Genomic DNA, 24,823 nt, shown 5'->3' with positions numbered 1-24,823 from the left:
CAGACAGGCTCTGATTGGCGCTTTACCAGTTGTCGCGGAACCACCGAACCGCGCGTTTCAGCGACCGCGCCGGGTAGCGGTCGGCCGGTATTTCGAAATCCCACCATTCATCCTGCGGATAGGCCGCGAACAGCGCCAATCCGACACTGGCCGAAAACGCCGGGCCGCAGGCCGATTGCGGCAGGCCCTGCACCCTGAGAGGCCGCCCAAGCCGGACCTGGTTGCCCAGAATGCGGCTGGCCAGCGCGTCCAGACCCGGGACCTGACTGGCCCCGCCGGTCAACACAATGCGTTGCGAGGGCAGATGATCGAACCCGGCATCCTCCAGAATGGCGCGCACTTCCTCCAGGATCTCTTCCACCCTCGGGCGCATCACGCCAATCAGTTCGGCGCGGCTGATCGAGCGGCGGTCATGTTCCCAATCGCCGGTATCGCTGGCCAGTTCAATCTGTTCGCGATCATCCATACCGGTCGAGACCAGCCCGCCAAAGCGGGTCTTGATGCGTTCGGCATCCGCGGCGGGGACCTGCAACCCCTGGCTGATATCCTGGGTGACGTGATCGCCGCCCATGCGCACGGTATCGGCATAGATCATATGTTTCTTGATGAAGATCGACACGCCGGTCGTGCCGCCGCCCAGATCAATGCAGGCCGCCCCCAGTTCCTGTTCATCTTCGACCATGCTGGAGATCCCGGCCGCGTAGGGTGACGACGCAATGCCCGCCAGTTCCAGGTCGCAGCGCTTGACGCAATGCAGGATGGTCTCGATTGCATGCGCATCAATCGTCAGCATGTGAATATCGGCGCTGAGGCGATTGCCGACATGGCCGCGCGGATCCTTGAGGCCCGAGCGATAATCGAGCGAGAAATTGACCGGCTGTGCGTGCAGAACCTCGCGGCCTTCGCCGATATCGGGCAGCTCACAGGCGGCCAGCGCGCGCGCCACGTCGGATTCGGCCACGGCTCCGGTTTGCAGCGACACCTCGCCGACCAGCCCGTAAGACCGGGGCCGGGCACCGGAAAAGCTGACGATGACATGATCGACCCGGATGTTGGCCATTTTCTGCGCCGCCTGCACGGCGGTCCGAATGGCGCATTCGGTTTCCTGCACCATGTCGATCTCGCCGAATTTCACGCCGCGCGATTTTGTGGTGGCCGCCCCGATAACCCGGAAACTGCTCTGACCAGCCATCGCCCCGACACCGTCGCTTGGGCGCAGCTCGTCCGAGGGGTCGAAGCGCAGCACAAGACACGACGTCTTGTAGCTGCCGATATCCAGAGTGGCGATAACGCCGCGACGCATGGCCTCTTCGCGTTTTGCGCGCATGGCCCGCTGTGACTGATACAGCATACTCATCCCTGTTGGTCTCCCGTTACTTCGGTTTCCCGCATCCGGCGCAGTTCAGACAGCGCCGCCGGGGTCAGTTGCAAAACAGTGCGCGTCGGATCGCGCAGATCGACGCGAAGAATGTCGCGGTCCAGCAATTCCTGCGCATCATTGACCGCCAGCACCCTGTCCAGCACGGGCGCGGGGTTTTCGGCCGGCAGCAGGATGCGGATGCCATCGGTCAGGACCAGATCCCACCGGCGTTCGCCCATTCGCACCAGCCCGCGCAGGCGGTCACCCAGGGGTCGGGCGGTCTCAAAAAGCACCAGCGCCTCGGCCGCGACCTCATTGGCCCCGTCGCCTGCGATGACCGGCAGGAAATCCAGATCGGGGCGCGCCATCAGCGGGGCCACCCGTTCGCCGGTATCATCAATCAGCCACAGCCCCTCGCGCGCCTGCCAGACCATGGAGGGGCGTCGCTCGGTCACGCTGACGGCCAGTTCGCCGCCCGATCGAATACGAAGATCGGCCCCCGAAACGGCGCGGATATCCTCGATCCTGATGCGCAGGCCATCGAGGTCCAGATCAAAGGACGAGATCGGGAAGTCCAATGAGAGCGTGGCGCGGATCTCTTCGGCCAGCACCGGCGATGCGCCCGAGATCGACATCAGGTTGACGCGGAATTCGGGACGTTCCTGGATCGAGCGCCGGATCTCTGCGACATTATCCTGCAATCGCTGCACATTGGACGGGTCCGAAATATACCAGCCAGCCGTCACCACCACGGCAAAAGCCGGCACACCGACCCGCAGGACCGCCCGAAACAGCGGCGTCAGCCACAGCCGTTGCACCCGGTAAGACCAGCGCGACGGGGCCGGATCATGGGCCGGGCGGCGGCGGCTTAACGGTTGCATGATGCATCCTCCACCATCCAGCGGCACATCTCGCCGAAACCCATGCCGATATGGCCGCCCTGTTCAGGCGTCAGCGATGTCGGGGTCATGCCGGGTTGGGTGTTGACCTCAAGCACGATCAACCCATCCAGCCCGCGCGCCTCATCCCACCGGAAATCAGTGCGGCTGACACCGCGACAGCCAAGCGCGTCATGGGCCCGGATCGCCAGGTCCAGGCAGGCATCGGTGATCGCGGCGGGCAGGTCGGCCGGCACCACATGGCGTGATCCGCCGGGTTTGTATTTGGCATCGTAATCATACCAGCCATCGGTGAGGATATCGGTCACGGCCAAGGCCCGGTCGCCCATCACGGTCGTGGTCAGCTCGCGCCCCGGCGCATAGGTTTCGACCATCACCATCTCGGGCATGTCATCAGACAGCTTCGGTGGCGCAGCCGCCCCCTCCATCACCAGATAGACCCCGACAGAGGAGCCTTCATTGTTGGGTTTTATTACGTAGGGCGGGTCCAGAACATGGCGCGCCATCGCATCATGTTTCGCGGCGATCACGCTGTTGAGCACAGGGATACCCGCCGCATGAAACGCCGCTTTCGAGCGTTGCTTGTCCATCGCCAGAGCCGAGGCCAGCACGCCCGAATGCGTATAGGGGATATGCAGCCATTCCAGAATGCCCTGCACGCAGCCATCCTCGCCCCACCGCCCATGCAGCGCGTTGAAGACAATATCGGGTTTGAGATCGCTCAGACGGGCGCAGAGATCGGGGCCGGCATCGACCTCGATCACGTCATATCCTTCTGCCCGCAGCGCGGTTGCGCATTCGCGCCCTGTTGACAGAGAGACCTCGCGCTCTGCCGAAGGCCCGCCCATCAATACCGCAACTTTGGGGGGTGTTCTGCCCGAACCTGCCACCACCATCGCCTCATTCAGCCCCGGGCTTTGCGCCCTTGTCGGCCTGTTATTCGCACCGGTTATTCCGGCTTTGTATCACGGGTCGGAACCCCAACCCGCATGATTTCCCATACTAGCTCTATTCCGCTCTTTAAGAAAACCCTTTTTCGGACCTCTTCGCCAAGCATCTCAAGGTCTTCGGCCGTGGCCCCGCCTGTATTGAGCAGAAAGTTGCTGTGTTTTTCCGACATCCGGGCACCGCCCCGCCGGGCCCCGCGCATGCCGGCCGCGTCAATCAGTTTCCAGGCCTTCAGATCATGGCTGTCATCGGCCCGGCCGGTCGAGCTGAACCCGGCCGGATTGCGAAAGGTCGACCCGGCGCTGCGGTCCCTGGTGGGCTGCGTCGCGTCGCGCCTGGCAAGCTGCTCGGCCATCCGCGCCTCCAGCGCCTCCGGCTCGCCCGCATCGGCGCGGAAGGTAACCGAGGTGATCACGGCACCCTGTGGCAGATCGGTTTGCCGGTATTGGAAACGGATGTCGCCGGGGCCAAGCGTCACCGGCGTGCCATCGCGCAAAATCGCCTGCGCGCTCAGGAAATGATCGGCGACATAGCTGCCGTAACAGCCCGCATTCATCACCAGCGCGCCGCCGATGCTGCCTGGAATTGTGCGCAGAAATGTCAGGTCCAGCCCCGCCGCCGCCGCCTTGCGCGCAACATGGGCGTCGAGCGCCGCCGCCCCTGCCGTCACCGTCCCCGGCCCGATCTCGACCCCGTTGAACCCGCGCCCGAGCCGGATCACCACGGCGCGGATACCGCCATCGCGCACGATCAGGTTGGAGCCGACGCCCATCGCAAAGACCGGCTGACCGGGGTCGAGTGCGGCCAGAAACGCCACCAGATCATCCGGGTCGGCAGGCTGGAACAACAGATCCGCAGGCCCGCCGACGCGCAGCCATGTCAGATCGGCCAGGGCGCGGTTTTCGGTCAGGGTGCCGCGCACGGGGGGCGGAACCGGATCAGGCATCATCGCGCCTTTCGCTCAGGACCCGGCGACGCCGACGCAGGCCGAGCCACCCGAACGGGGCGGCGCTGGCCAAGGCCGGGCCAAGAAAGATTACGGAAGTATAGAAATAGACCATCCGGCTCCATTCATCCTGCGCCAACCCCAAAATACGCCCGAGCGGTGCGACCAAGAGGACCAGCAGGCTGCCCGCCAGCGCTGCCCATAGAATATAGAGAACCGCCCCCGAGCCATAGCGCCCCAGAAAAAACCCGGCCCCTGCCCCAAGCACCAGGCTGGTCAGCGCGAATATGACAAGGTTTCCATCCATCGCCCCGACCACCCCTATTCCTGCAAGAACCGCCGCCGCAGCCATCGGCCCGCGTAAAACACCGGCCAGCGCAGCACCGACACCCCCGCCGCCAGAAAGGCCAGACCCCACCAGGGGCCCATCTGCCAGGTGACAAGCCCGAGCAGCGGAATACCGGTCACGATCAGCAGGGTCGCGGCGGGCCAGTGAAAGCGGCTTGGGGTCAGGCCCAACATGCAGGCCACGATCGCCCAGAGGCTGGCCAGGGTCAACGAGATCGGCATCAGCTTTCCTCTTTTTTTATCCGGCCCAGAAGATGGCGCAGAAGATAGGCCAGCGGGCGGCGAAACATCGATGCAAACCCCGCCAGCACCAGCAACACGATCAGGATTCCATGCTGTATCGCTATCAGGATCAACAGCGGCACGGCCAGCACCAGCAGAGCCAGCCCGGGCGCGTATTGCAGGCGCATCGGCAGAAACGCGAGGATGGTGGCGATGATCACCCAGATCGCGGCCAGAGTCAGCGACAGCGTCATGCAATCCGCCCCCGGACAAAGGCGGCAGGGGCCGCGGCCAGGCCATGAAACCCCGCGTGGGTCATCACATCGGTGCCACAGGCTGTCAGGATACGACGTTTGCGGGCATCCCCCATGGCTAGTTCTCCAATCTTGCGGGCAGGCCCTGCGCCCATGTGCCGATGGTGCCGGCGCCGAGGCAGACCACCATATCACCGGGGCGGGCCTGTTCACGCACCAGCCGTTCCAGATCATCCTCATCCAGAATGGCGCGGGCATGACGGTGGCCATGGGCCACCAGCCCGGCCACCAGATCGTCACGGCTGGCCCCGTCGATAGGATCCTCGCCCGCCGCGAATACCTCGGTGATGGCCACCACATCGGCCTCGTTGAACGCGCCGCAGAAATCCTCGAACAGGGAATGCAGGCGGGTGTAGCGATGCGGTTGATGGACCGCGATCACGCGGCCCGCGGTGGCCTGGCGCGCCGCTTTCAGCACGGCGGCGATTTCCACCGGGTGATGGCCGTAATCGTCGATGATGGTCACACCATTGACCTCACCCACTTTGGTAAAGCGCCGGTTGACGCCCTTGAAATTGGCCAGCGCGGTGCGGATCTCTGCTTTTTTCATGCCCAGATGGCGGGCCACGGCAATGGCCGACAGCGCATTCGAGACATTGTGATCGCCCGGCATCGGCAGGGTGCAGCCCTCTATCACCATGTCCTCGGCCCGCAATTCGACATCGAAATGCGCCACACCGGCCTTGTAATGCAGGTTCACGGCGCGGATATCGGCCTGCGCGTTGAACCCGTAGGTCACGACCCGGCGATCGGTGATCTTGCCGACCAGGCTCTGGACTTCGGGGTGATCGGTGCAGCAGATGGCAAGCCCGTAGAACGGGATGTTCGAGACGAAATCGAGAAACCCCTGCCGCAGGGCATCGAAATCGCCCCAATGCTCCATATGTTCGGGGTCGATATTGGTGACGATGGCGATGGTTGCCGGCAGGCGGTTGAAACTGCCGTCTGACTCGTCGGCCTCGACCACCATCCATTCGCCCTGCCCCATGCGTGCGTTGGAGCCATAGGCGTGGATGATGCCGCCATTGATGACGGTGGGATCGACCCCGCCCGCATCCAGCAGCGTCGCCACCATCGTGGTGGTCGTGGTCTTGCCATGCGTGCCGGCAACGGCAATGTTGGATTTCAGGCGCATCAGTTCGGCCAGCATCTCGGCCCGGCGCACCACCGGCAGGCCACGCGCGCGCGCGGCGTCCAGTTCCGGATTGCCCGGTTTGATCGCGGTCGACACCACGACGACCTCGGCCCCTTCAAGATTTTCGGGCCGCTGTCCGACAAAGACCTTGGCACCCAGTCTTTCCAGACGCGCGGTGATTTTCGAGGGCTTCAGATCGGACCCCTGCACCGAGTAGCCGTGATTGAGCAGCACTTCGGCAATGCCCGACATGCCGATGCCGCCAATGCCCACGAAATGGATCAAACCCAGTTGGGTCGGTAATTTTGTGGCAGGAGTCATCGGTTCATATCCTTCATTAAGCGCCCTGGCCCTTATGCCCGTCAGGGCGTTCATGTCTGTGCCAGCCTTTCGACCAGTTTCACCAGCCGCTGCGTCGCGTCGGGAATTCCCGCAGCCGTCGCCGCCTGTGACATCTGCAATGCCAGATCGGGCTGGCTGAGAACGGTATAGATGGCCTCGGCCAGGGTTTCAGGCGTCAGCTCGGCTTCGCGCAGGCGCAAGGCGGCCCCGGAATCGACCAGCGCTTGTGAATTTGCGGTCTGATGATCGCCGGTGGCCGCCGCATAGGGGATCAGCACCGAGGGGCGACCTATGGCTGAAATATCGGCCACCGACGAGGCCCCGGCCCGTGAGATCACCAGTTGCGCCTCGGTCATGCGGCGGGGAATGTCGCGGAAAAAAGGTTCCACCTCGCAGGCCATGCCGATCTGGTAATAGGCGGCGATCACCCGGTCCTGATCTTCGGGCCGGGCCTGTTGGGCGACACGCAGATATTGGCGGATCTCATCGGGCAGCAGGGCAATGGCGGCGGGCACGACCTCGGCCAATATCCGCGCCCCCTGGCTGCCGCCGATCGCCAGCACGCTCATCGGATAGGGCCCGGGCACGATATAGGCGGCCCCGGCGCGTTCCTGCACGGCCGCCCGAACAGGGTTGCCGGTATGTTCATGCGCCACACCCTCGGGCAGATCGGTGGGCCAGGTGCCGCAGGCGACCAGTTGCACGCGTTTCGCAAACAGCCGGTTCACCCGCCCCAACACGCCGTTTTGTTCATGGATCATGCGCGGGCGGCGGGTTATCCAGGCCGCGGCCAGCGCGGGGATGGTCGGATAGCCGCCAAACCCCACCACGATGGCCGGTTTTTCGCGCATCATGCGCAAGGTGGCGGTCAGAACGCCGCCCAGGATCCTGAATGGCGCCGCCAATTTGGCTGCCACGCCACCGCGCGAAAAGCTGGCGGACGACACCTGAACGATTTCCACCACATGCGGGAAGCCGCCAACATAGCGCGCGCCGCGCGCATCGGTCGAAAGCCGCACCCGCCAACCTTTGCGGATCATCGCCTCGGCCAGCGCCTGGGCGGGAAACATATGCCCGCCCGTGCCACCCGCGGCAATGATCAGAAGAGGACCGTCTGCCATCGCCCTACCTGTGTCGCGTCAGAAGAATATCACCAATTTCGCCTTGCGGGCGCGACCGGGTGAAGGCCAGCAACATGCCCACGGCAATGCCGGTGGCGATCAGGCTGGAGCCGCCATAAGAGACAAAAGGCAGCGTCATGCCCTTGGCCGGCAACAGCCGCACCGCGACGCCCATATTGATGATGGATTGCAGCGCAAAAGTGGCGGCAAGCCCTGCCCCCGCCAACCGGGTGAACGGATCACGCTCGCGCATCAGGCGAAAGAACCCGCGCATCGCCACGATGGCAAACAACACGATGATCAGCAGCACCAGCAGCAACCCGTATTCTTCAGCGGCAACCGCAATGATGAAATCGGTATGGGCATCGGGCAGCGTCCATTTTACCGCGCCTTCGCCTAATCCAGCGCCGAAAAAACCGCCCTCGCGAATGGCGTTGGCCGCATAAGCCAGTTGCGTATTGGGATCGACCTCGGCCGACAGGAACCCGTCAATCCGCCGCGCCACATGTTCGACCGAAATATAGGCCAGGATACCACCCGCGGTGGTGACCAGCCCGATGACCGCAAGGATCCAGATCGGGGCCCCGGCCACGAAATAGATCACCGCCCAGGAAAACAGGACAAGCGCGCCCTGCCCATAATCGGGCTGCATCACCAGCATGCCCACAACCACCAGCATTGTGATCAAAGACAGCGTTTTTCCGGGCGGGCCGTTGATTTCCTGACTGGCCGCGATCATCCAGGCGACGAAGATGACGAATACGGGCTTCAGAAACTCGGCCGGTTGCAGTGAGGCAAATCCAAGCGAATACCAACGCGTGGCCCCCTGCCCGTAATCCGTGCCCAGAACCGGCAGCATGGCCAGCGCCAGAAACGCGCCAAAAAACCCGAACACACCGATCCGGCGCACCTGCTGCGGCGTCATCATCGAGGTCAGGAGCATCGCGACGAAAGCCATCCCGCCAAATATCGCCTGCCGCGAGACATAGTAGAATGGCGACAGCCCATTGCGCGCGGCCAATGGCGGCGACGCGGCAAAGCCGAGCAAAAGTCCGATCAGGAAAAGTGTGAAGATACAGGCCAGCGTGACCCGATCCACGGTCCGCCACCAACGGGGCAGAATCGCCTCGCCCGATTGCACAAGAACTGTGCCATGCGCCATTTCTGTCATGCGTACCGCCCGATACTGCCTCTGATCGCCCGGTTTGTCCCAGGTCTGACTGCCAGAGTAACGCGAAACGCGGCATGGGGCCAGCAAAATGGCACATCGAATGCGATTGGACGCGGGATTGGCCCGGCGCTAGGGTTGGACAATGATCGCAACCCCGCCTTTCGACAGCACCGATATCGCCGCTGCCTTCGCACGGTTTCCCGATGCCGCGCGCCCGGGCCTGCTGGCATTGCGAGAGAGGATCTTTGCGGTCGCCGCAGATACCCATGGTGTGGGCAAGGTGCACGAGACCCTGAAATGGGGCCAGCCCGCCTATCTGACGCCTGAGACCCGCGCCGGTTCAACCCTGCGGCTCGGAGTGCCCAGAACGGGCGATTATGCGATATTTGTGCATTGCCAGACCACGATCATCGCCGATTTCCGCGCGCTTTTCGCGGATGATTTTTGCTATGACGGCACCCGTGCCGTGCTGTTCGACGCGCGATCCGCGCCGGATATGGACAAGCTGGCCCTGCTGATCGCCAGCGCGCTGACCTATCACCTGAAATGACGCGGCGCATTCCAGCCGATTGCGAAAAATCCGGCGGCATCCCGCATAGAGCGCAGCCATCCAGACGCACCCGGCGTCAGCTCGCCACGGTTTTGGCAACCTGCGCCACGAAATCCTCGCCGCGCTGTTCGAAATTGTCATATTGGTCAAAGCTTGCCGCCGCGGGGGCCAGCAGCACCACCTCGCCCGGCTCGGCCTCGGCCGCCGCCATGGCCACCGCCGCCGCCATCGTCCCGCAGACCGCCGCCGGCATATCGCCCAGTTGCCGCGCAAAGGCCTCGGCCTCGCGCCCGATCACATAGGCCTTTACCACATTGCCAAGCGCGACCCGCAAACCATCAAGCCCGCCATCTTTTTGCAAACCACCGCAGATCCAGCGAATTTTCGGGAAAGCCGCCAGCGCCTTGGCCGCCGCATCGACATTGGTGGCCTTGCTGTCATTCACAAACCGCACGCCGCCCGCTTCGCCCACCAGCTGCGAGCGATGCGGCAGACCGGCAAAACTGTGAAACGCCGCCTCCACCACTTTCGGAGCAATACCCAAAGCACGCACCGCCGCATAGGCGCAGCAGGCATTCTGGTGATTATGCGCGCCCGACAGACTTGGCACCATGCGCAGATCAATCGCGGCCACCTGTCGGCCTTTGCGCATCTCTGACAGCCAGCCCTTGCGGGCAAAGATATTCCAGCCCGGCCCGGTCAGTTTGCGCGACACAGAAACCCGAATAAGGCGGCCATCGGCGGTCCCTTCGCCCATCTGCCCGGCCAGATAGGCCCCTTCGGTCTCATCAACGCCGATGACGGCGCGATCCGGGCCGCCTTCGGCAAAGAGCCGGCGCTTGGCCGCGAAATAGCCGCCAATGCCACCATGCCGGTCAAGGTGATCCGGCGAGAGATTGATGAACACAGCCACATCAGGCGTCAAAGCGCGGGCCAGCTCCGTCTGGTAACTGCTCAGCTCCAGCACAATCACTTCACCGTCCACAGGCGGGTCGATATCCAAAACACCCCGGCCGATATTGCCCGCCAACTGACAGGGCGTGCCGTTCTTTGCCAGAATATGCGCAATCAAGGCCGAGGTGGTGGATTTTCCGTTTGACCCCGTCACCGCGATCACGCGCGGGGGCGTGTCATGCAGCGCCCAATCCCCCGATCCGAGCGACCGAAAGAACAGACCGATATCATTATCAACCGGAACCCCCGCCTCATAGGCCGCGGATATCGCTGCATGCGGTGCCGGATAAAGATGCGGAATACCGGGCGAGGTGATCAACATATCAACCCCGTCAAACACGCCCGCCCGGGTCAGATCGCGGCAGTTGAAGCCCTCGGCCTCTGCCGCGGCGCGCGCGGCCGCCCCATCATCCCAGGCCACGACCTCCGCCCCGCCTGAACGCAAGGCCCGCGCCGATGACAGGCCCGACCGGCCAAGCCCCAACACGGCCACGCATTTGCCTTCCACGCCCTGAACCGGGATCATCGCTTTTTCGCCCTTCGCATAGCGCCTGCTTCTTTGCGCGCCAAAATATCCCCGCCCATTGCCCGGCAGGCGGCGCAGGCCGCCGTAAGGGGAGGCATTGCGCAATCACCAGCCCGGGCCGCCGCCCGATAAGCAGCCCCCCCGCTATCGCAATTTCAGCGTCGCCAGACCAATCAGCGCCAGAATCAGCGAAATGATCCAGAACCGGATCACGATCTGCGACTCGGCCCATCCGCGTTTTTCGAAATGATGATGGATCGGGGCCATCAGGAACACCCGCTTGCCGGTGCTCTTGAAATAGAGCACCTGTATGATCACGCTCATCGCTTCGGCCACGAACAGCCCGCCAACGATCGACAGCACGATCTCGTGCTTGGTCGCCACCGCAATCGCTCCAAGCGCACCGCCAAGCGCCAAAGACCCGGTATCGCCCATGAAAACCGCAGCAGGCGGCGCATTATACCACAAAAACCCAAGACCACCGCCGATCAGACCCGCCGTGAAGACCAGCAATTCACCGGTGCCCGGCACGTAATGCACGACCAGATACTCGGTGAAATCGACCCGCCCCACCGCATAGGCAATCACGCCCAAAGTCGCCGCTGCAATCATCACCGGCATGATCGCCAGCCCGTCCAGCCCGTCGGTCAGGTTGACGGCATTGGCGCTGCCCACAATGACCAGCATGGTGAAGGGCACGAAAAAGATGCCAAGGTTCAGCAAAAGCGATTTGAAAATCGGAAAGGCCAGTTGCCCGGACAGGCCGTCAGGATGCGCCATCATCGCCATGACACCGGCAAAACCCGCGATCAGCAAACCAATGCTGAACCGGATGCGCCCCGAGATGCCCGCCGTGCTTTGCTGGCTGACCTTGCGGTAATCATCCAGAAACCCCAACGCGCCGAAACTTACGGTGACGAACATCACCATCCAGACATAGGGGTTGTCCAACCGCGCCCAGATCATGGTTGACAGCGTCAACGCAGCCAGGATCAACAGCCCCCCCATCGTCGGCGTTCCGGCCTTGGTCTCGTGATGGCTTTCGGGGCCGTCCTCGCGAATGGGCTGGCCATTCCGGTATTTCCGGCGCAACAGGTTGATCATTGGCTGACCAAAGACAAAGCCAAATATCAGGGCGGTGAAAAATGCGCCGCCAGCCCGGAAGGTGATATAGCGAAACAGGTTGAAAAAATCGCCGCCATCCGACAGGCTGCTCAGCCAATACAACATCTAGTGGGTATCCTCGCGCGTTTCCCCAGCCGAGTGGCCCAATTTGCGCAGCACGTCAACCGCCAGAGACAGTTTCGCACCTTTTGAGCTTTTGACCAGCACGATATCGCCGGGCCATAAAATCCCGGGCAGCGCGCGCGCCATCTCGGCGGGGGTATTGGTATGCAGGCCGCGCTTTTCGGGCGGCAACACGGAATGCAGATGCGCCATCAGCGGCCCGGATGTGCAAATCAGATCAAGGTCAGCAATCGCCCGATATTGCGCAATCGCGGCATGCAGCGCCTTTGCTGTCGGCCCCAGTTCCAGCATATCACCCAACACGGCCACCCGCCTGCCGCGCCCCTGCGGCGTGCTGGCCGCCAGCACGTCAAGACTGGCTCCGACCGATGTCGGGCTGGCATTGAAGGCGTCATCGATCAGCTCAATGGCCTGATCATCGGTCACGTTCAGCACGATCCGTTCGCGCCTTCCGCGCCCCGAAACGCTCTGCCATGTCGCCAAGCCCATCACCGCACGGGCGATATCGCCGCCAAGCCGATCGACCACCGCCAGCGCAATCAATGCGTTCTGCGCCAGATGCCGCCCCGGCGCGTTCAGCTTGAAAAGAATCGGCGCGCCGCCCAGTTCGGCCTGCACCACGGTCACCTGATCGGTGATCGTGACCGTGCCCAGATGCGCCTCGGCAGCGGCGCTTTCTCCGACCCGGACAGTTTCGGCAGCACCTCCTGCGCCAGCCTGCAACAGCGGCGTCACCGCAAGATCGGCATTGATCACCGCAATGCCCCCCGGTTCCAGCCCCTCGAAAATCGAGGCCTTTTCCACCGCGATCTCGGCGACGCTGCCAAACGCTTCCAGATGCACGGCGGCAACCGTGGTGATCACCGCGACATGCGGGCGGGCAAGGCGCGACAGCGGCGCAATTTCGCCCGGCGCGTTCATGCCGATCTCGATCACCGCATATTCGGTATCGGCGGGCATCCGCGCCAGCGTCAGCGGCACGCCCCAATGGTTGTTGTAGCTGGCCTCGGCGGCATGGGTCCGGCCCAATGCGCCAAGCGCCGCGCGCAGCATGTCCTTGGTCGTGGTCTTGCCGACCGAGCCGGTGACCGCAACGACCCTGGCCGCCGTTCGCGACCGCGCCGCGCGCGCCAAAGCCTCCAGCGCGGGCAAGACCTCGGGCACGATCAACAGCGGCGCATCGGCGGCCACGCCCTCGGGGATATGGCTGACCATCGCCGCGCCCGCGCCCTGTTCCAGCGCCTGCGCGACAAAATCATGCCCGTCGCGCGCGGCGCTCAAGGCCACGAACAGATCGCCCGGCTGCAACGTCCTGGTATCGATCGAGACACCGCCCACCTGCCAATTGCCCTGCACGTGCCCGCCGGTGGCTTTTGCCGCATCGGCAGCGGACCAGAGCGCGGTCATTCCAGCCCCTCCAGCGCGGCCACCGCGACGCTGGCCTGTTCGACATCATCGAACGGATAGATCACATCGCCGACCTGCTGGCCGCTTTCATGGCCCTTGCCGGCAATCAACAGCGCATCACCGGGGGCAAGCGCATCAATGCCGCGCAGGATGGCCTCGGCCCGGTCGCCCACTTCGGTCGCGTCGGGGCAACCCGCCAGCACCTCGGCCCGGATCGCGGCAGGATCTTCGCTGCGTGGATTGTCATCGGTCACGAACAGCATATCGGCGTTCTGTGCAGCCGCCTGCCCCATCAAGGGCCGCTTGCCCCGGTCGCGGTCGCCACCGGCACCGAACACCACGATGAGGCGGCCCAGAACATGCGGGCGCAGCGCCTGCAGCGCGGTTTGCAGACTGTCGGGCGTATGCGCGTAATCGACATAGACAGGTGCCCCGTTGGCGCGCCGGGCGGCCAGTTCCATCCGTCCCCGGACGCCTGATACCTGTGACAACACGTTGAACACCGCCTCGGGTTCCTCGCCCGCAGCAATGGCCAGCCCGGCCGCCGTCAGCACATTCATCGCCTGAAACCCGCCGATCAGATCCAGCCGCGCCTGATAGGGCGTGCCCTGCCAGCGAAACAGCACGTCCTGCCCGGTCTCATCCATCCGCCGCCCGGTGATCTTGATCCGCGCGTCATCGCCATATTGGGCCACCGTCAACACTTCGATCTCGCGCCGTTCGCAGGCCTCGATCACCTCGCCGCTGCGCGGATCGTCCAGGTTGATCACGGCGGTGCTCTCTTCGGGCAGAAGTTCCGAAAACAGCCGCAGCTTGGCCTGAAAATAGGCCTCCATCGTGCCGTGATAATCCAGATGATCCTGGGTGAAATTGGTGAATGCCGCCGCGACCAGATGCACCGCTTCCATCCGGGCCTGATCGAGCCCATGCGAGGATGCCTCCATCGCCACATGATCCACGCCCGCCGCTGCCATATCGGCCAACAGCGCGTGCAGCGTCAGCGGATCGGGCGTTGTATGGATACCGGGGGCGGAATAGGCACCCTCAACGCCGGTGGTGCCGATATTGGCCGCCTCATGGCCAAGCGCCGCCCAGATCTGGCGGGTGAAGCTGGCGACCGAGGTTTTGCCATTGGTGCCGGTCACGGCCACGACGCAGGCCGGCTGTGCGCCGAACCAGAGCGCGCTGGCATGGGCCAGGGCGGCGCGCGGATCTTCGACGACAATCAGCGCCGCCGACGCATCGGCAAGCACCCCTGCCGCGATCTCGGCCCCCTGCCGGTCGGTCAAAATCGCCGCCGCCTGCATGCGCAGGGCAAATTGGATGAACTCGGCCCCATGCACCCGGCTGCCGGGCAGGGCCGCAAACAGATGGCCGGGCTTTACCTTGCGGCTGTCAATCGAAATGCCGGTGACGGCGCGATCACGCCCGCGCGGGGCTGTCAGGCCCAGTTCGGAAAGCGTCTTCTCAGTCATCCTGCCCCCACTGTCCCCACTGTCCCCATAAACGCATTTATCGAGTCGCGCCTATTCTGAGGCGCTGGATAGCTGATAGGCAAGCACGGGATCAACGCTTTGTGGACGCATGCCCAACAAAGGTGCCACGCGGCGGATGATTTCGGCGGCCACCGGAACGGTGGTCCAACCGGCGGTGCGGCGTTCTTCACCCAACATTACGATATTGGGTTCGTCCAGCGTGACGACCAACACATATTGCGGGTCATTGGCCGGGAATACCGCGGCAAAGGTCGACAGCAACCGGCTCTCGTAATAGCCGCCCTGCGGGTCGGGCTTGTCGGCCGATCCGGTCTTGCCGCCAACCTCATAGCCTTCGACATCGCCCAGGGACGCGGTGCCTTCGGTCACGACCAGACGCAGCATCCCGGCCGCGATGGCCGAGACCTCTTCGGACACGACCCGTTCGCCTTCCTGGGGGGTATCGCGGCGCAGAATGGTCGGGCGCACCCGGGTGCCGCCATTCAACAGCGAAGCATAGGCCGCCGCCAGATGCAGCGGGCTGACGGAAATGCCGTGCCCATAGGCGATGGTGGCGGTCGACAGGCTGGTCCAGCGCGTTGGGTAAAGCGGGCGTCCGGCCCTTTGTTCGATGATCTCGATTCCGGTTGGCTCAAGCAGGCCCAGAGAGTCCAGAAACTCCTGCTGGCGTTCGCCACCGATCATCTCGGCCAGGCGCACGGTGCCGATATTGGACGACCGCACGATGATATCGGTCACCGAATTGGAGGGGCCGTAATCAGCGAAATCCCGGATCGCAAAGCCCGACATGCGCAATGGGCCGCGCGTGTCGATCATGGTTTCGGGTTCGACCAGGCCCAGTTCGATGGCCTGTGCGGCGGCAAAGATCTTGAAGACAGAGCCAAGCTCGTAGACGCCCTGAAGGGCCCGGTTGAACAGCGGGCTATCGGCCTGATCGCCCACCAGCAACGGCCGGGGGCGGGCATTGGGGTCGAAATCGGGCAGGCTGGCCAGCGAAATCACCTCGCCGGTATTCACATCCATCAGGACGGCCGCCGCCCCGATGGCATTCATCAGTTCCATGCCGCCTGCCAGCACCTCCTCGACCGCCGCCTGCACGGTCAGATCGAGCGAGAGCTGCAAGGGGTCACCATTGCGCGCGGGGTCACGCAATTCGGCGTCAAACTGCGCCTCGATACCGGCAACACCCAGAATTTCCGCGGAATTTACCGCCTGTTCGCCGAACCGCACGCCGCCAAGAACATGCGCGGCCAACGCGCCGTTGGGATAGAGCCGCATATCGCGCGGCCCAAACAGCAGCCCCGGTTCGCCCAGATCATGCACCCGCTGCTGTTGTTCGGGGCTGATCGAGCCGCGCAGCCAGGCAAATGTCGATCCCGAGGTAAAGCGCCGCATCAGCCAGTCCAGATCGAGATCGGGAAAGATTTCGGCCAGACCGGCGGCGGCGGTGGCCGGGTCGATCAGGTCATTGGGCTGCACATAAAGCGAGTTGGTCACAAGATTGGTGGCCAGAACCCGGCCCTGGCGATCGACGATATCGGCGCGCGTGCCCAATGCCGATGCCGCCGAGGATGCGAGATGCGGTTCTTGCGGTTCGGAGCCGGCCAGCATGGCCATCTTCACCCCCACAGTCAGAAAGGCCGCGGAAAAGACGATCGCCAGCATCAACAGGCGGCTTTCGGCACGCTGGCGCATCTTGTCACAGGCCTGTTCGTGGCGCAGACGCAGGTTTTCACGTTCAATCCTGTCGGGATTTTCGCCTTTCTGGCGGGCGTCCAGAATGCGCGCCAGCGGGCGCAGCGCGATGCGGCGGGTCATAGCGGCTCCACCGTCTCGGATGCACTGGAAAGGACATTTTCAACCGCCTCGGGCACCGCGCCCTCGGGTTGGTTTTCGGGGCGCCAGACGATCTCGTCCATCACCGCAAACTGAGCCGGTGACATTGGCAACAGGCCAAGCCGGTCAAAATTCAGGTCAACCAGTTCGCGCAGCCGGTCGGGGCGGTTCAGATAGGCCCATTCGGCGCGCAACACACCCAGGTTTTCGCGTTCCAGACCGATCGATCGTTGCAGCCGGTCGATCTCGCGCAGGGATTGCTGCGTCAGGAAATTCTGGTGATAGGCCCAATAGCCAAGGGCAACGACGGCGAAGGACGTAAGAAAAGTCACAAAACCACGCATGTCTTACAGGATCTCCGATAGGGGCGGCAGGCCCAGAATGTCGGTTTGTGGATCACCCGCGGGCGCTTCGGTGCGCCGTCCGACCCGCAGCTTGGCGGACCGCGCACGCGGGTTGGCGGCAATCTCGGCCGCATCCGGCGCAATGGCGCGGCGCGGTGTCTGGGTGAATGCCGGCTGGCGTTCTGCGGCTTCAGGCGCATAGCGCGACCCGCCGCCGCCAAAGCTGGCCCGATCCTGGAAAAAGCGTTTGGCAATCCGGTCTTCCAGCGAATGAAACGTCACCACAGCCAGTTTTCCGCCAGGTTTCAATGCACGTTCGGCGGCCATCAGGCCCTGGACCAACTGGCCAAATTCATCGTTCACCGCGATGCGGATGGCCTGAAAACTGCGGGTCGCGACATGGCTTTGACCGGGCTTGGAACGAGGCAGGTTTTTCTCGATAACAGAAACAAGCTGCGCGGTTGAGGTAATTCTGGTTTGGGCCCGCTCGGCGATGATGGATCTGGCAATCCGGCGCGCCGCGCGTTCCTCACCATAATGATACAGGATATCGGCCAATGCGGCCTCGGGGGCGTCATTGACCAGATCTTCGGCGGATGGCCCCGCCTGCCCCATCCGCATGTCCAATGGCCCGTCGCGCATGAAGGAAAAGCCACGCGCGGCCTGATCAATCTGCATCGAGGACACGCCCAGATCCAGCACCACGCCATCCAACGCGGCAAAACCGGCATCGGCGGCAAGTATGTCGAGATCCGAGAATGTGCCGGGCACCAGGATCAACCGGTCGCCATATTCGCCGGCCCATGTGGCGGCCATGTCAAATGCCAGCGGGTCGCGGTCGACGCCAATGACGGTATCCGCCCCGGCACCAAGCAACCCGCGCGCATAGCCGCCCGCGCCGAATGTGCCATCAAGCCAAACACCCTGAACCGGGGAAACCGCCTTCAGGATCGCGGATAACATGACAGGGATATGAGGCGTTGCGCCCGGGGTATCAGACGCCGGCGCGGGCATCACGCACCTTCTCCGCCGGTCCTGCCTGCCAGGCTGAGCGGATCAAAGAATTCGCGGCCACCGCCAAGTTGGGCCATCAGCTTTTCGATATTTTCTTCTGCGGCGGCACCCTGATCGGCGCTCAGGATGTGGAATTTGTCGCCCCTGCCCTGAAACAGCGCCTCCGAGCCCAGATTGATCTTTTCGCGCGCCGCAGGCGGCAACACCAGGCGGCCGGTATCATCGACCGTGGTTTCATCGCATTTGGAGTAATAAAGCTCTTCCAACAGGGTGCGCAGCGCGGTGCCGCGCCCCTCGGCCTGAATCATCGCGTCAATCTGGTCAAAGGCATTGCCCGAAAGGCATTCGAGATAATTCTTCGAAGGATCGCCATAGGCAATGTAAAGGCGTGGCGCGCCACCGGGGGCGCATTGGCTGTCGGAATTCAGCAGCACGCGACGGAACTTGACCGGAATCGAAACCCGGCCCTTTCCGTCTACCTTGTTCAGGCTTTCGCCCTGAAACCTGCGTTCCACTGTCCCCGGCCCCTTTGTTGCCTTGTTTCGCGTCCTGAAAAGGACACGCCATCTGTGCCCGGAAACGGACAACGGCGGATCGAGCTAGCTGCCACTGCTCAATCCGCCGCCCTCGTCCCATTTCTGGGTATTCCGGCGGGCGCGCATACCTGGGGGGGATGTCTGCTCTGCCCGCGCGCCGGATCTCTCGTCGTCAGCGCAATGAGAACCTGTATGAAACCTGCTTTTATTATCGTTCCGGTCAGTGATTTTTCTCTGTCCCGGTGTGCCTCATGTGCTGTGTCACTCTTGTGCCATGGAAGAATTTCCCATGCAATCCCCTTTAATGGGAATATTCCCCAGATCTTGCACCCACCCATCCAAAAATGCAGCATTTAGCAGGGGTTTTGCGCAGTTTTGAGCACAGCTTGTGGCGCAGCGCATTGGATCCACAATATGTAGCTGTGATTTTCACGCCACAGAGGGTGAAATTTTTGTCATAACTTACGCAAAACCCCCGGTGCGGGCGGCACCGGGGGCAAAATTTCATCATTTGCTGGTCGTGTCAGGCCATCCCGCCCGCCACCAGACGGGCCGCAAGCGCGGCATAGGCATCCGACATCGCGCCATCGCCCGCGGCTATCGGCGTGCCGCTGTCGCCTGCAATCCGGGTTTCAAGCGAGATTGGCAGCGCGCCCAGAAACGGCAGCTCCAGCCGCATGGCTTCCGCTCGCACGCCGCCCTCGCCGAAAATATGTTCCTCATGCCCGCATTTCGGGCAGACATAACCTGACATGTTTTCGATCAGGCCCAGGATCGGCGTCTTCAGCGTCTGGAACATGTCGATCGCCTTTCTGGCATCCAACAGCGCCACATCCTGCGGCGTAGACACGATGATCGCACCGGTCACTTCCGATTTCTGACACAGCGTCATGGCGACATCGCCGGTGCCGGGCGGCAGATCGACGATCAGCACATCCAGATCGCCCCATTCCACCTGCGTCATCATCTGTTGCAGCGCCCCCATCAGCATCGGCCCGCGCCAGACCACGGCCTTGTCCTCGGGCAGCATCAGCCCAAGCGACATCATGGTCACGCCGTGGCTATGCAATGGCAGGATGGTCTTGCCATCGGGCGAAGCCGGCCGTTTCGTCACGCCCATCATGCGCGGCTGTGACGGGCCGTAGATATCGGCATCCAGCAAGCCGACACGACGCCCCTGACGCGCCAGCGCCACGGCAAGGTTGGACGAGACGGTGGATTTGCCAACCCCCCCCTTGCCCGAGCCCACGGCCAGGATACGCGCCACGCTGCTTGGCTTCATCGATCCTTGTTGCGGTTTGGCGTGGCCCCCGATCTTCAGGTTTGGCGGCTCGCCTTGCGGCGGCGCGGGGCGCGGCGCGGGCTTTGCGGAATGCGCGGTCAGTGCCACGGTGACCCCGACCACCCCGTCCAGCCCCTTTACCAACGCCTCGGCAGCATCACGGATCGGTGCCAGGCGCTGCGCCTCCTCGGGCGAGGCGGCTTCGATCACAAAGGCCACCTTGCCATCGGTCACGCTCAGGGCGCGCAGCAGATCACGACTGACCAGGGTGCCGCCATCTGGCAGGCTCAACCGCGAAAGTGCGGCAAGAATGGTGTCGCGTGTCTGTGTCATGTCGGTCGGTCCCTGTCGCTGAGTTTCGCTTTCCCGCCAGATAGGGCAGTTTGGCACCGGTTGCACCCCTTGGGATCAGGACGGTTTGCTCAAGATTGCGGCGGGTTACGTTCACGTTATGCAAATGCTGCATAGCGGCATTGACAACTCGGGGATTGTGCAGCCGCAGCATCGGCCTATCTTCACTGCAACAGACACAAACCGCAGCCGGACGGCACCGCGCGCCAGAATGATCGCGCAAATAACCGCCGCCCTGCGAACGACGCCAAAAGGATACGACCATGGCCCATGCAATTCGGAACAATGAAGCCGCCCTTTCCATCTTTGCCCGCATGGGCGAGATCTTTACGCACGCCGTTCAGGCCTACCGCGCGAAAAATGACTTTCGCCGCACCTATAATGAGCTGAGCAAACTGTCGGCGCGCGAGCTTGACGATCTGGGCATCAGTCGCAGCGAGATCCGCCGCATCGCAATGGAATCAACCTACGGCACCGAATCCTGAGCGCTTATATCAGCCTTCCTGTCGGATCTAATCCTCCCAGATGATCCGCCGGGCAGTGCGGCGGTGCCACCTCCTCCCGGCACCGCCGCTCAAAGACACCGGGCCCCGAATGGGTCTGGGCTTTTGCGAACCTTCCTCCTCCCTTGAGGTTCCGCAAAAACCGCGCGGGCATCCTCCACCTCCTCCCTGGGGGATGTCCGCGCCCTTATTGTGGGCAGCCCGCGATTTCTTCGCCGATGCCCCGATCCTCGGCGCTGATGCCCGCTCCTCCCCTGGGACAGGCGCATGAGAAACCGGCGGCGATACCCTTCCTCCCTTGGGTATCGTCGCCATTTTCATAGCACTTCTCGGAAAACCTGAATCCCTTCACGCTGCCTGAAATCAAGGATTTCAACGCGTCAAGAGATGCAGCATGTCTCAAGTATTCCGAGAAGTGCTTCAATCAGATTTCAGGCGCGTTCATCCTTGGGTGACGCCATCACCACATGGGTCGATATTGTCGCCAATTGCGGCAGCGCGCCCAGAATATCGGTGTGAAACGCCTTGTAGGAGGCCAGATCAGCGGCCTCGACGCGCAGCAGATATTCGACATTGCCGGTGATGTTGTGGCATTCCCGCACTTCGGGCGCGCGCGCCATGGCGCGTTCAAACGCCTCTTGCGCCGATTTGGTATGTTCCTTCAACCCGACGCTCAGATAGGCCACAAAGCCTATTCCCAGTTTGGCCGGATCCAGCACCGCGCGATAGCCTGCGATCACGCCTGCCGCCTCCAGCGCCTGCACCCGGCGCAGCGCGGCTGAGGGCGACAGGGCCACCCGCTCCGCCAGATCGAGATTGCTGACCCGGCCATCGCTGGCCAGGACGCGCAATATCTGCCGGTCTTTTTCGTCAATCTTCGTCATTTGTTGCGAATTATTACCTGATCCGCGCAGGTTTGCAATTTCATTGCGCTGATACCGCTCTAGTGTTGCGTGATGACCCAAGAGCTTCTTTTCAGCCTGATCGGCTTTGCCTTTGCCCTGTCGATCACGCCGGGGCCCAACAATCTGATGTTGATGGCGTCGGGGGCGAATTTCGGTTTGCGCCGCACCTTGCCACATATGTTCGGCATCAGCCTGGGCCATGGGTTCATGGTGTTCCTGATGGGGCTTGGTCTGTTGGAACTGTTTGCGATCTTTCCCGTGGTGCGGAGCGTGCTGACCGCGCTGACCACGGCCTATCTGCTCTGGCTGGCCTGGAAAATCGCCAATGCCGCGCCGCCAAGCGAGACCGCGGCCAAAGGCACGCCGCTGACATTCCTGCAGGCGGCCGCCTTTCAGTGGGTCAACCCGAAAGCCATCTACATGGCGATTGCGGCACAGACGAATTACGCCCCGGAGGGCAGTGGTTGGGTCGGCGCAGGCCTGGTGGCGCTGGTATTTCTGATGACGAATTTCCCGTCAATCACCGTCTGGGCCTGGCTTGGCGTGCAGATGAAGCGCCTGCTGGGCACCGGCGCGCGGCTGCGGGCGTTCAATATCACCATGGCGGTGCTGCTGGTGGCCACACTGATCCCGTTGCTTTTGACTGATTGAGCTTCTTCTTTGCAAAAATACTCATTCCCATTGCCGTCAGGCGCGCGAAACGCCGCCAGGGGGCGATTTCAGAACGGCACGTCATCGGCCTGATCCGCGGCAACCAGAAACCGGGCCACCACATGTTTGAGGCCGGCCTTGTCAAAGGCAATCTCCAGCTTGTCGCCCTCGACCCCTTCGACCCGGCCATAGCCGAATTTCTGATGAAACACGCGGGCTCCGATCTCAAAGGTGGGTATGGTCTCGGCATCCATCACGAAATTGCGCGCCTCACGCGGCTGGCCGATGCCGCGCACGCCCTGATTGGCCTGCAACCGTCTCCAACCTGGTGAATTATAGACATCCGCGCGCGAGGCTTTTTCATGCATCCCCGAGCCAGAGCCCCCCTGCGCCGCGCCGCGTGCATGGCCATACAGCCCCGGCGGCGTCAGCACATCGACATGCGCCGCGGGAAGTTCATCAATGAACCGCGACGGCAGTTGGTTCTGCCATTGGCCATAGACCCGGCGATTGCCGGCGAATGAGATGGTGCAGACCTGTTCGGCCCGCGTAATGCCGACATAGGCCAGGCGGCGCTCTTCCTCGAGGCCCTTCAGCCCCTCCTCATCCATCGAACGCTGACTTGGAAACAGGCCATCCTCCCAACCCGGCAGAAACACCGCGGGAAATTCCAACCCCTTGGCGCCGTGAAGCGTCATCAGGGTTACTTTTGGCTCATCGGCATCGGCCTCATTATCCATGATCAGGCTGACATGTTCCAGAAACCCTTGCAGATTCTCGAAGCTTTCCAGCGCCTTGACCAGTTCCTTGAGGTTTTCCAGCCGCCCCGGTGCCTCAATCGTCTTGTCGTTTTCCCACATCGTGGTGTAGCCGCTTTCGTCCAGAATGATCTCGGCCAATTCGATATGCGACAAGGTGCCGGCGGGCGCATCTTCTTCCAGCAGGTCGGGCAGCGGGCTGGCGGGCCGCATCGGGCCCTGCATCAGCGCGCGCCAGCGATCGAGCCCGGCCAGAAGCCGCGCCAGTTCCACCGCCCCCTTGCCGGTCAGCCCCTTGGCCTCCAGCAATTCCCGCGCGCCTTCGACCAGAGAGGTGCCGCTTGCGCGCGCCGCCATCTGGATCTTTTGCTGCGCCTTGTCGCCAAGTCCGCGTTTGGGCGTGTTGACGATGCGTTCAAAGGCCAGATCATCGGCAGGGCTGATCACGAGGCGGAAATAGGCCATGGCGTCGCGGATCTCCATACGCTCGTAAAACCGTGGCCCGCCGATCACCCGATAGGGCAGACCGATGGTCAGGAACCGATCCTCGAAGGCGCGCATCTGGTGGCTGGCGCGGACCAGGATTGCCATGCCATTGGCATCGATCGGAGCCATGCCGCGGGTGCCCGATTGCATCGCCTCGATCTCGTCACCGACCCACCGGGCCTCTTCGTCACCGTCCCAATGGCCGATCAGGCGCAGTTTCTCGCCGCCCTCCGCCTCGGTCCAGAGGGTTTTGCCAAGCCGCCCCTGATTGCCCGCGATCACGCCCGCAGCGGCGGCAAGGATATGTTCGGTCGAGCGGTAATTCTGCTCCAGCCGGATCACTTTCGCGCCCGGAAAATCCTTGTCGAAGCGCAGGATATTGCCCACCTCGGCCCCGCGCCAGCCATAGATCGACTGATCATCATCGCCGACGCAGCAGATATTCCGGTGCCCCTGTGCCAACAGCCGCAGCCACAGATATTGCGCCACGTTGGTATCTTGATATTCGTCGACCAGGATGTAGCGAAACCGGGTCTGATAGTGTTTCAGCACATCCGGATGGGCCTGAAAGATGGTCACGACATGCAGCAGAAGATCGCCGAAATCGGTGGCGTTAAGCTCGGCCAGGCGGCGCTGATAGGCAGCATAAAGGTCGATGCCTTTTTCATTGAACGCGCCGGATTCGGAGGCCGGCACATTGTCCGGCGTCCAGGCGCGGTTTTTCCATCTGTCGATGACATGGGCCAGCGCGCGGGCGGGCCAGCGTTTTTCATCGATGCCCTCGGCGAGGATCAATTGTTTCAGCAGGCGCAGCTGATCATCGGTATCAAGGATCGTGAAGTTTGATTTCAGCCCGGCAAGTTCGGCGTGGCGGCGCAGCAATTTGACACAGATCGCGTGGAAGGTGCCGAGCCAGGGCATGCCTTCCACCGCCTGCCCCAAAAGCCCGCCCACCCGGTCGCGCATGGCACGCGCGGCCTTGTTGGTAAAGGTGACGGCCAGAATTTCATTCGGACGCGCGGCCCCGGTGGACAGAAGATGCGCGATGCGTGCAGTCAAGGCGCGGGTCTTGCCGGTGCCTGCACCTGCCAGCATCAGCACCGGCCCCTCAAGCGTTTCCACCGCTTCGCGCTGCGGATCGTTCAGCCCGTCAAGATAGGGCTGCGGCCG

Annotated in this window: 24 protein-coding genes; 3 read left to right on the top strand and 21 right to left on the bottom strand. The window is 63.0% G+C overall.

From position 1 onward, the window contains the following. Positions 1–22: 22 nt before the first annotated feature. The 10 genes from ftsA to ftsW all read right to left on the bottom strand — a co-directional run bounded on the left by ftsA (position 23) and on the right by ftsW (position 8,806). Positions 23–1,357 (bottom strand): cell division protein FtsA, encoded by a 1,335-nt coding sequence (ftsA, locus tag ACW8PS_RS10675; RefSeq protein ID WP_491527383.1) that lies wholly within the window; start codon positions 1,355–1,357, stop codon positions 23–25. After that, positions 1,354–2,241, bottom strand: coding sequence for a cell division protein FtsQ/DivIB (locus tag ACW8PS_RS10670; RefSeq protein WP_491527382.1), 888 nt, complete (start codon positions 2,239–2,241; stop codon positions 1,354–1,356). Before ACW8PS_RS10670 ends, ftsA begins: the two co-directional genes overlap by 4 nt. Then, positions 2,229–3,155, bottom strand: coding sequence for a D-alanine--D-alanine ligase (locus tag ACW8PS_RS10665; RefSeq protein ID WP_491527381.1), 927 nt, complete (start codon positions 3,153–3,155; stop codon positions 2,229–2,231). Before ACW8PS_RS10665 ends, ACW8PS_RS10670 begins: the two co-directional genes overlap by 13 nt. 53 nt (positions 3,156–3,208) lie before the next feature. Continuing rightward, positions 3,209–4,153, bottom strand: coding sequence for a UDP-N-acetylmuramate dehydrogenase (gene murB / locus ACW8PS_RS10660; RefSeq protein ID WP_491527380.1), 945 nt, complete (start codon positions 4,151–4,153; stop codon positions 3,209–3,211). Further along, a complete protein-coding gene (locus ACW8PS_RS10655) occupies positions 4,146–4,460 on the bottom strand; it encodes a hypothetical protein (protein WP_491527379.1) in 315 nt (104 codons plus the stop codon). Before ACW8PS_RS10655 ends, murB begins: the two co-directional genes overlap by 8 nt. A 14-nt stretch (positions 4,461–4,474) precedes the next feature. Next, a complete protein-coding gene (locus ACW8PS_RS10650; protein ID WP_491527378.1) occupies positions 4,475–4,723 on the bottom strand; it encodes a DUF2484 family protein in 249 nt (82 codons plus the stop codon). Continuing rightward, entirely contained in the window at positions 4,723–4,977 is a 255-nt protein-coding gene (locus tag ACW8PS_RS10645; protein ID WP_491527377.1) for a DUF2484 family protein, read from the bottom strand. Before ACW8PS_RS10645 ends, ACW8PS_RS10650 begins: the two co-directional genes overlap by 1 nt. A gap of 118 nt (positions 4,978–5,095) precedes the next feature. Next, complete coding sequence (murC, locus tag ACW8PS_RS10640) at positions 5,096–6,493, bottom strand: UDP-N-acetylmuramate--L-alanine ligase (protein WP_491527376.1); 1,398 nt, start codon at positions 6,491–6,493, stop codon at positions 5,096–5,098. A gap of 50 nt (positions 6,494–6,543) precedes the next feature. Beyond that, on the bottom strand, positions 6,544–7,635 hold the full coding sequence (locus ACW8PS_RS10635; protein WP_491527375.1) for a UDP-N-acetylglucosamine--N-acetylmuramyl-(pentapeptide) pyrophosphoryl-undecaprenol N-acetylglucosamine transferase: 1,092 nt from the start codon (positions 7,633–7,635) through the stop codon (positions 6,544–6,546). Positions 7,636–7,639: 4 nt separating this feature from the next. Next, entirely contained in the window at positions 7,640–8,806 is a 1,167-nt protein-coding gene (gene ftsW / locus ACW8PS_RS10630; RefSeq protein WP_491527374.1) for a putative lipid II flippase FtsW, read from the bottom strand. A gap of 142 nt (positions 8,807–8,948) precedes the next feature. On the opposite strand from ftsW, the gene ACW8PS_RS10625 reads away from it, so the two are divergent. Then, positions 8,949–9,356, top strand: coding sequence for a DUF1801 domain-containing protein (locus tag ACW8PS_RS10625; RefSeq protein ID WP_491527373.1), 408 nt, complete (start codon positions 8,949–8,951; stop codon positions 9,354–9,356). A gap of 76 nt (positions 9,357–9,432) precedes the next feature. Here the strand turns inward: ACW8PS_RS10625 and murD are convergent, their stop codons facing one another. The 9 genes from murD to ACW8PS_RS10580 form a co-directional block, all read right to left on the bottom strand. After that, positions 9,433–10,836, bottom strand: coding sequence for a UDP-N-acetylmuramoyl-L-alanine--D-glutamate ligase (murD, locus tag ACW8PS_RS10620; protein WP_491527372.1), 1,404 nt, complete (start codon positions 10,834–10,836; stop codon positions 9,433–9,435). Between the two features lie 144 nt (positions 10,837–10,980). After that, the gene (gene mraY / locus ACW8PS_RS10615; RefSeq protein WP_491527371.1) at positions 10,981–12,066 is read right to left on the bottom strand and encodes a phospho-N-acetylmuramoyl-pentapeptide-transferase; all 1,086 of its coding nucleotides are present in this window, start codon (positions 12,064–12,066) and stop codon (positions 10,981–10,983) included. Continuing rightward, positions 12,067–13,491 (bottom strand): UDP-N-acetylmuramoyl-tripeptide--D-alanyl-D-alanine ligase, encoded by a 1,425-nt coding sequence (locus ACW8PS_RS10610; RefSeq protein WP_491527370.1) that lies wholly within the window; start codon positions 13,489–13,491, stop codon positions 12,067–12,069. Beyond that, the gene (locus ACW8PS_RS10605) at positions 13,488–14,966 is read right to left on the bottom strand and encodes a UDP-N-acetylmuramoyl-L-alanyl-D-glutamate--2,6-diaminopimelate ligase (protein ID WP_491527369.1); all 1,479 of its coding nucleotides are present in this window, start codon (positions 14,964–14,966) and stop codon (positions 13,488–13,490) included. The genes ACW8PS_RS10610 and ACW8PS_RS10605 overlap by 4 nt, the downstream gene beginning before the upstream one ends. 51 nt (positions 14,967–15,017) lie before the next feature. Then, positions 15,018–16,805, bottom strand: a complete 1,788-nt coding sequence (locus ACW8PS_RS10600) for a peptidoglycan D,D-transpeptidase FtsI family protein (RefSeq protein WP_491527368.1) — start codon at positions 16,803–16,805, stop codon at positions 15,018–15,020. Then, complete coding sequence (gene ftsL, locus ACW8PS_RS10595; protein WP_491527367.1) at positions 16,802–17,155, bottom strand: cell division protein FtsL; 354 nt, start codon at positions 17,153–17,155, stop codon at positions 16,802–16,804. Before ftsL ends, ACW8PS_RS10600 begins: the two co-directional genes overlap by 4 nt. A 15-nt stretch (positions 17,156–17,170) precedes the next feature. After that, a complete protein-coding gene (gene rsmH / locus ACW8PS_RS10590) occupies positions 17,171–18,181 on the bottom strand; it encodes a 16S rRNA (cytosine(1402)-N(4))-methyltransferase RsmH (RefSeq protein WP_491527366.1) in 1,011 nt (336 codons plus the stop codon). After that, complete coding sequence (locus tag ACW8PS_RS10585; RefSeq protein ID WP_491527365.1) at positions 18,181–18,696, bottom strand: division/cell wall cluster transcriptional repressor MraZ; 516 nt, start codon at positions 18,694–18,696, stop codon at positions 18,181–18,183. The genes rsmH and ACW8PS_RS10585 overlap by 1 nt, the downstream gene beginning before the upstream one ends. 544 nt (positions 18,697–19,240) lie before the next feature. After that, positions 19,241–20,332 carry an Mrp/NBP35 family ATP-binding protein gene (locus ACW8PS_RS10580; RefSeq protein WP_491527364.1) on the bottom strand — a complete coding sequence of 364 codons (1,092 nt, stop codon included), beginning with the start codon at positions 20,330–20,332 and terminating at the stop codon, positions 19,241–19,243. Between the two features lie 281 nt (positions 20,333–20,613). Here ACW8PS_RS10580 and ACW8PS_RS10575 point away from each other — a divergent pair, with 281 nt between their 5' ends. Further along, a complete protein-coding gene (locus tag ACW8PS_RS10575) occupies positions 20,614–20,835 on the top strand; it encodes a DUF1127 domain-containing protein (RefSeq protein ID WP_491527363.1) in 222 nt (73 codons plus the stop codon). A gap of 449 nt (positions 20,836–21,284) precedes the next feature. Here ACW8PS_RS10575 and ACW8PS_RS10570 read toward each other — a convergent pair whose 3' ends face one another. Further along, positions 21,285–21,737, bottom strand: coding sequence for an Lrp/AsnC family transcriptional regulator (locus ACW8PS_RS10570; RefSeq protein WP_491527362.1), 453 nt, complete (start codon positions 21,735–21,737; stop codon positions 21,285–21,287). Positions 21,738–21,809: 72 nt separating this feature from the next. Between ACW8PS_RS10570 and ACW8PS_RS10565 the strand changes: the two genes are divergently transcribed. Beyond that, positions 21,810–22,409, top strand: a complete 600-nt coding sequence (locus ACW8PS_RS10565) for a LysE family translocator (RefSeq protein WP_491527361.1) — start codon at positions 21,810–21,812, stop codon at positions 22,407–22,409. A gap of 68 nt (positions 22,410–22,477) precedes the next feature. On the opposite strand, the gene ACW8PS_RS10560 is transcribed toward ACW8PS_RS10565, so the two are convergent. Further along, on the bottom strand, positions 22,478–24,823 hold a 2,346-nt coding region (locus ACW8PS_RS10560; RefSeq protein ID WP_491527360.1), incomplete at its 5' end, for an ATP-dependent helicase.

The organism is Alterinioella sp. (assembly GCF_058343375.1).
This window is presented reverse-complemented; position numbering and strand designations above follow the sequence as displayed.

Coding starts and splice junctions, on each gene's coding strand:
- ACW8PS_RS10635 (WP_491527375.1), bottom strand. CDS start 7,635: ATGGCAGACGGTCCTCTTCTGATCATTGCCGCGGGTGGCACGGGCGGG.
- ftsW (WP_491527374.1), bottom strand. CDS start 8,806: ATGACAGAAATGGCGCATGGCACAGTTCTTGTGCAATCGGGCGAGGCG.
- ACW8PS_RS10575 (WP_491527363.1), top strand. CDS start 20,614: ATGGCCCATGCAATTCGGAACAATGAAGCCGCCCTTTCCATCTTTGCC.
- ACW8PS_RS10645 (WP_491527377.1), bottom strand. CDS start 4,977: ATGACGCTGTCGCTGACTCTGGCCGCGATCTGGGTGATCATCGCCACC.
- ACW8PS_RS10625 (WP_491527373.1), top strand. CDS start 8,949: ATGATCGCAACCCCGCCTTTCGACAGCACCGATATCGCCGCTGCCTTC.
- murC (WP_491527376.1), bottom strand. CDS start 6,493: ATGACTCCTGCCACAAAATTACCGACCCAACTGGGTTTGATCCATTTC.
- ACW8PS_RS10580 (WP_491527364.1), bottom strand. CDS start 20,332: ATGACACAGACACGCGACACCATTCTTGCCGCACTTTCGCGGTTGAGC.
- mraY (WP_491527371.1), bottom strand. CDS start 12,066: ATGTTGTATTGGCTGAGCAGCCTGTCGGATGGCGGCGATTTTTTCAAC.
- ACW8PS_RS10605 (WP_491527369.1), bottom strand. CDS start 14,966: ATGACTGAGAAGACGCTTTCCGAACTGGGCCTGACAGCCCCGCGCGGG.
- ACW8PS_RS10655 (WP_491527379.1), bottom strand. CDS start 4,460: ATGGATGGAAACCTTGTCATATTCGCGCTGACCAGCCTGGTGCTTGGG.
- ACW8PS_RS10570 (WP_491527362.1), bottom strand. CDS start 21,737: ATGACGAAGATTGACGAAAAAGACCGGCAGATATTGCGCGTCCTGGCC.
- ACW8PS_RS10665 (WP_491527381.1), bottom strand. CDS start 3,155: ATGGTGGTGGCAGGTTCGGGCAGAACACCCCCCAAAGTTGCGGTATTG.
- ACW8PS_RS10610 (WP_491527370.1), bottom strand. CDS start 13,491: ATGACCGCGCTCTGGTCCGCTGCCGATGCGGCAAAAGCCACCGGCGGG.
- ACW8PS_RS10565 (WP_491527361.1), top strand. CDS start 21,810: ATGACCCAAGAGCTTCTTTTCAGCCTGATCGGCTTTGCCTTTGCCCTG.
- ACW8PS_RS10600 (WP_491527368.1), bottom strand. CDS start 16,805: ATGACCCGCCGCATCGCGCTGCGCCCGCTGGCGCGCATTCTGGACGCC.
- ACW8PS_RS10670 (WP_491527382.1), bottom strand. CDS start 2,241: ATGCAACCGTTAAGCCGCCGCCGCCCGGCCCATGATCCGGCCCCGTCG.
- rsmH (WP_491527366.1), bottom strand. CDS start 18,181: ATGCCCGCGCCGGCGTCTGATACCCCGGGCGCAACGCCTCATATCCCT.
- ACW8PS_RS10650 (WP_491527378.1), bottom strand. CDS start 4,723: ATGCCGATCTCGTTGACCCTGGCCAGCCTCTGGGCGATCGTGGCCTGC.
- ftsA (WP_491527383.1), bottom strand. CDS start 1,357: ATGAGTATGCTGTATCAGTCACAGCGGGCCATGCGCGCAAAACGCGAA.
- murB (WP_491527380.1), bottom strand. CDS start 4,153: ATGCCTGATCCGGTTCCGCCCCCCGTGCGCGGCACCCTGACCGAAAAC.
- murD (WP_491527372.1), bottom strand. CDS start 10,836: ATGATCCCGGTTCAGGGCGTGGAAGGCAAATGCGTGGCCGTGTTGGGG.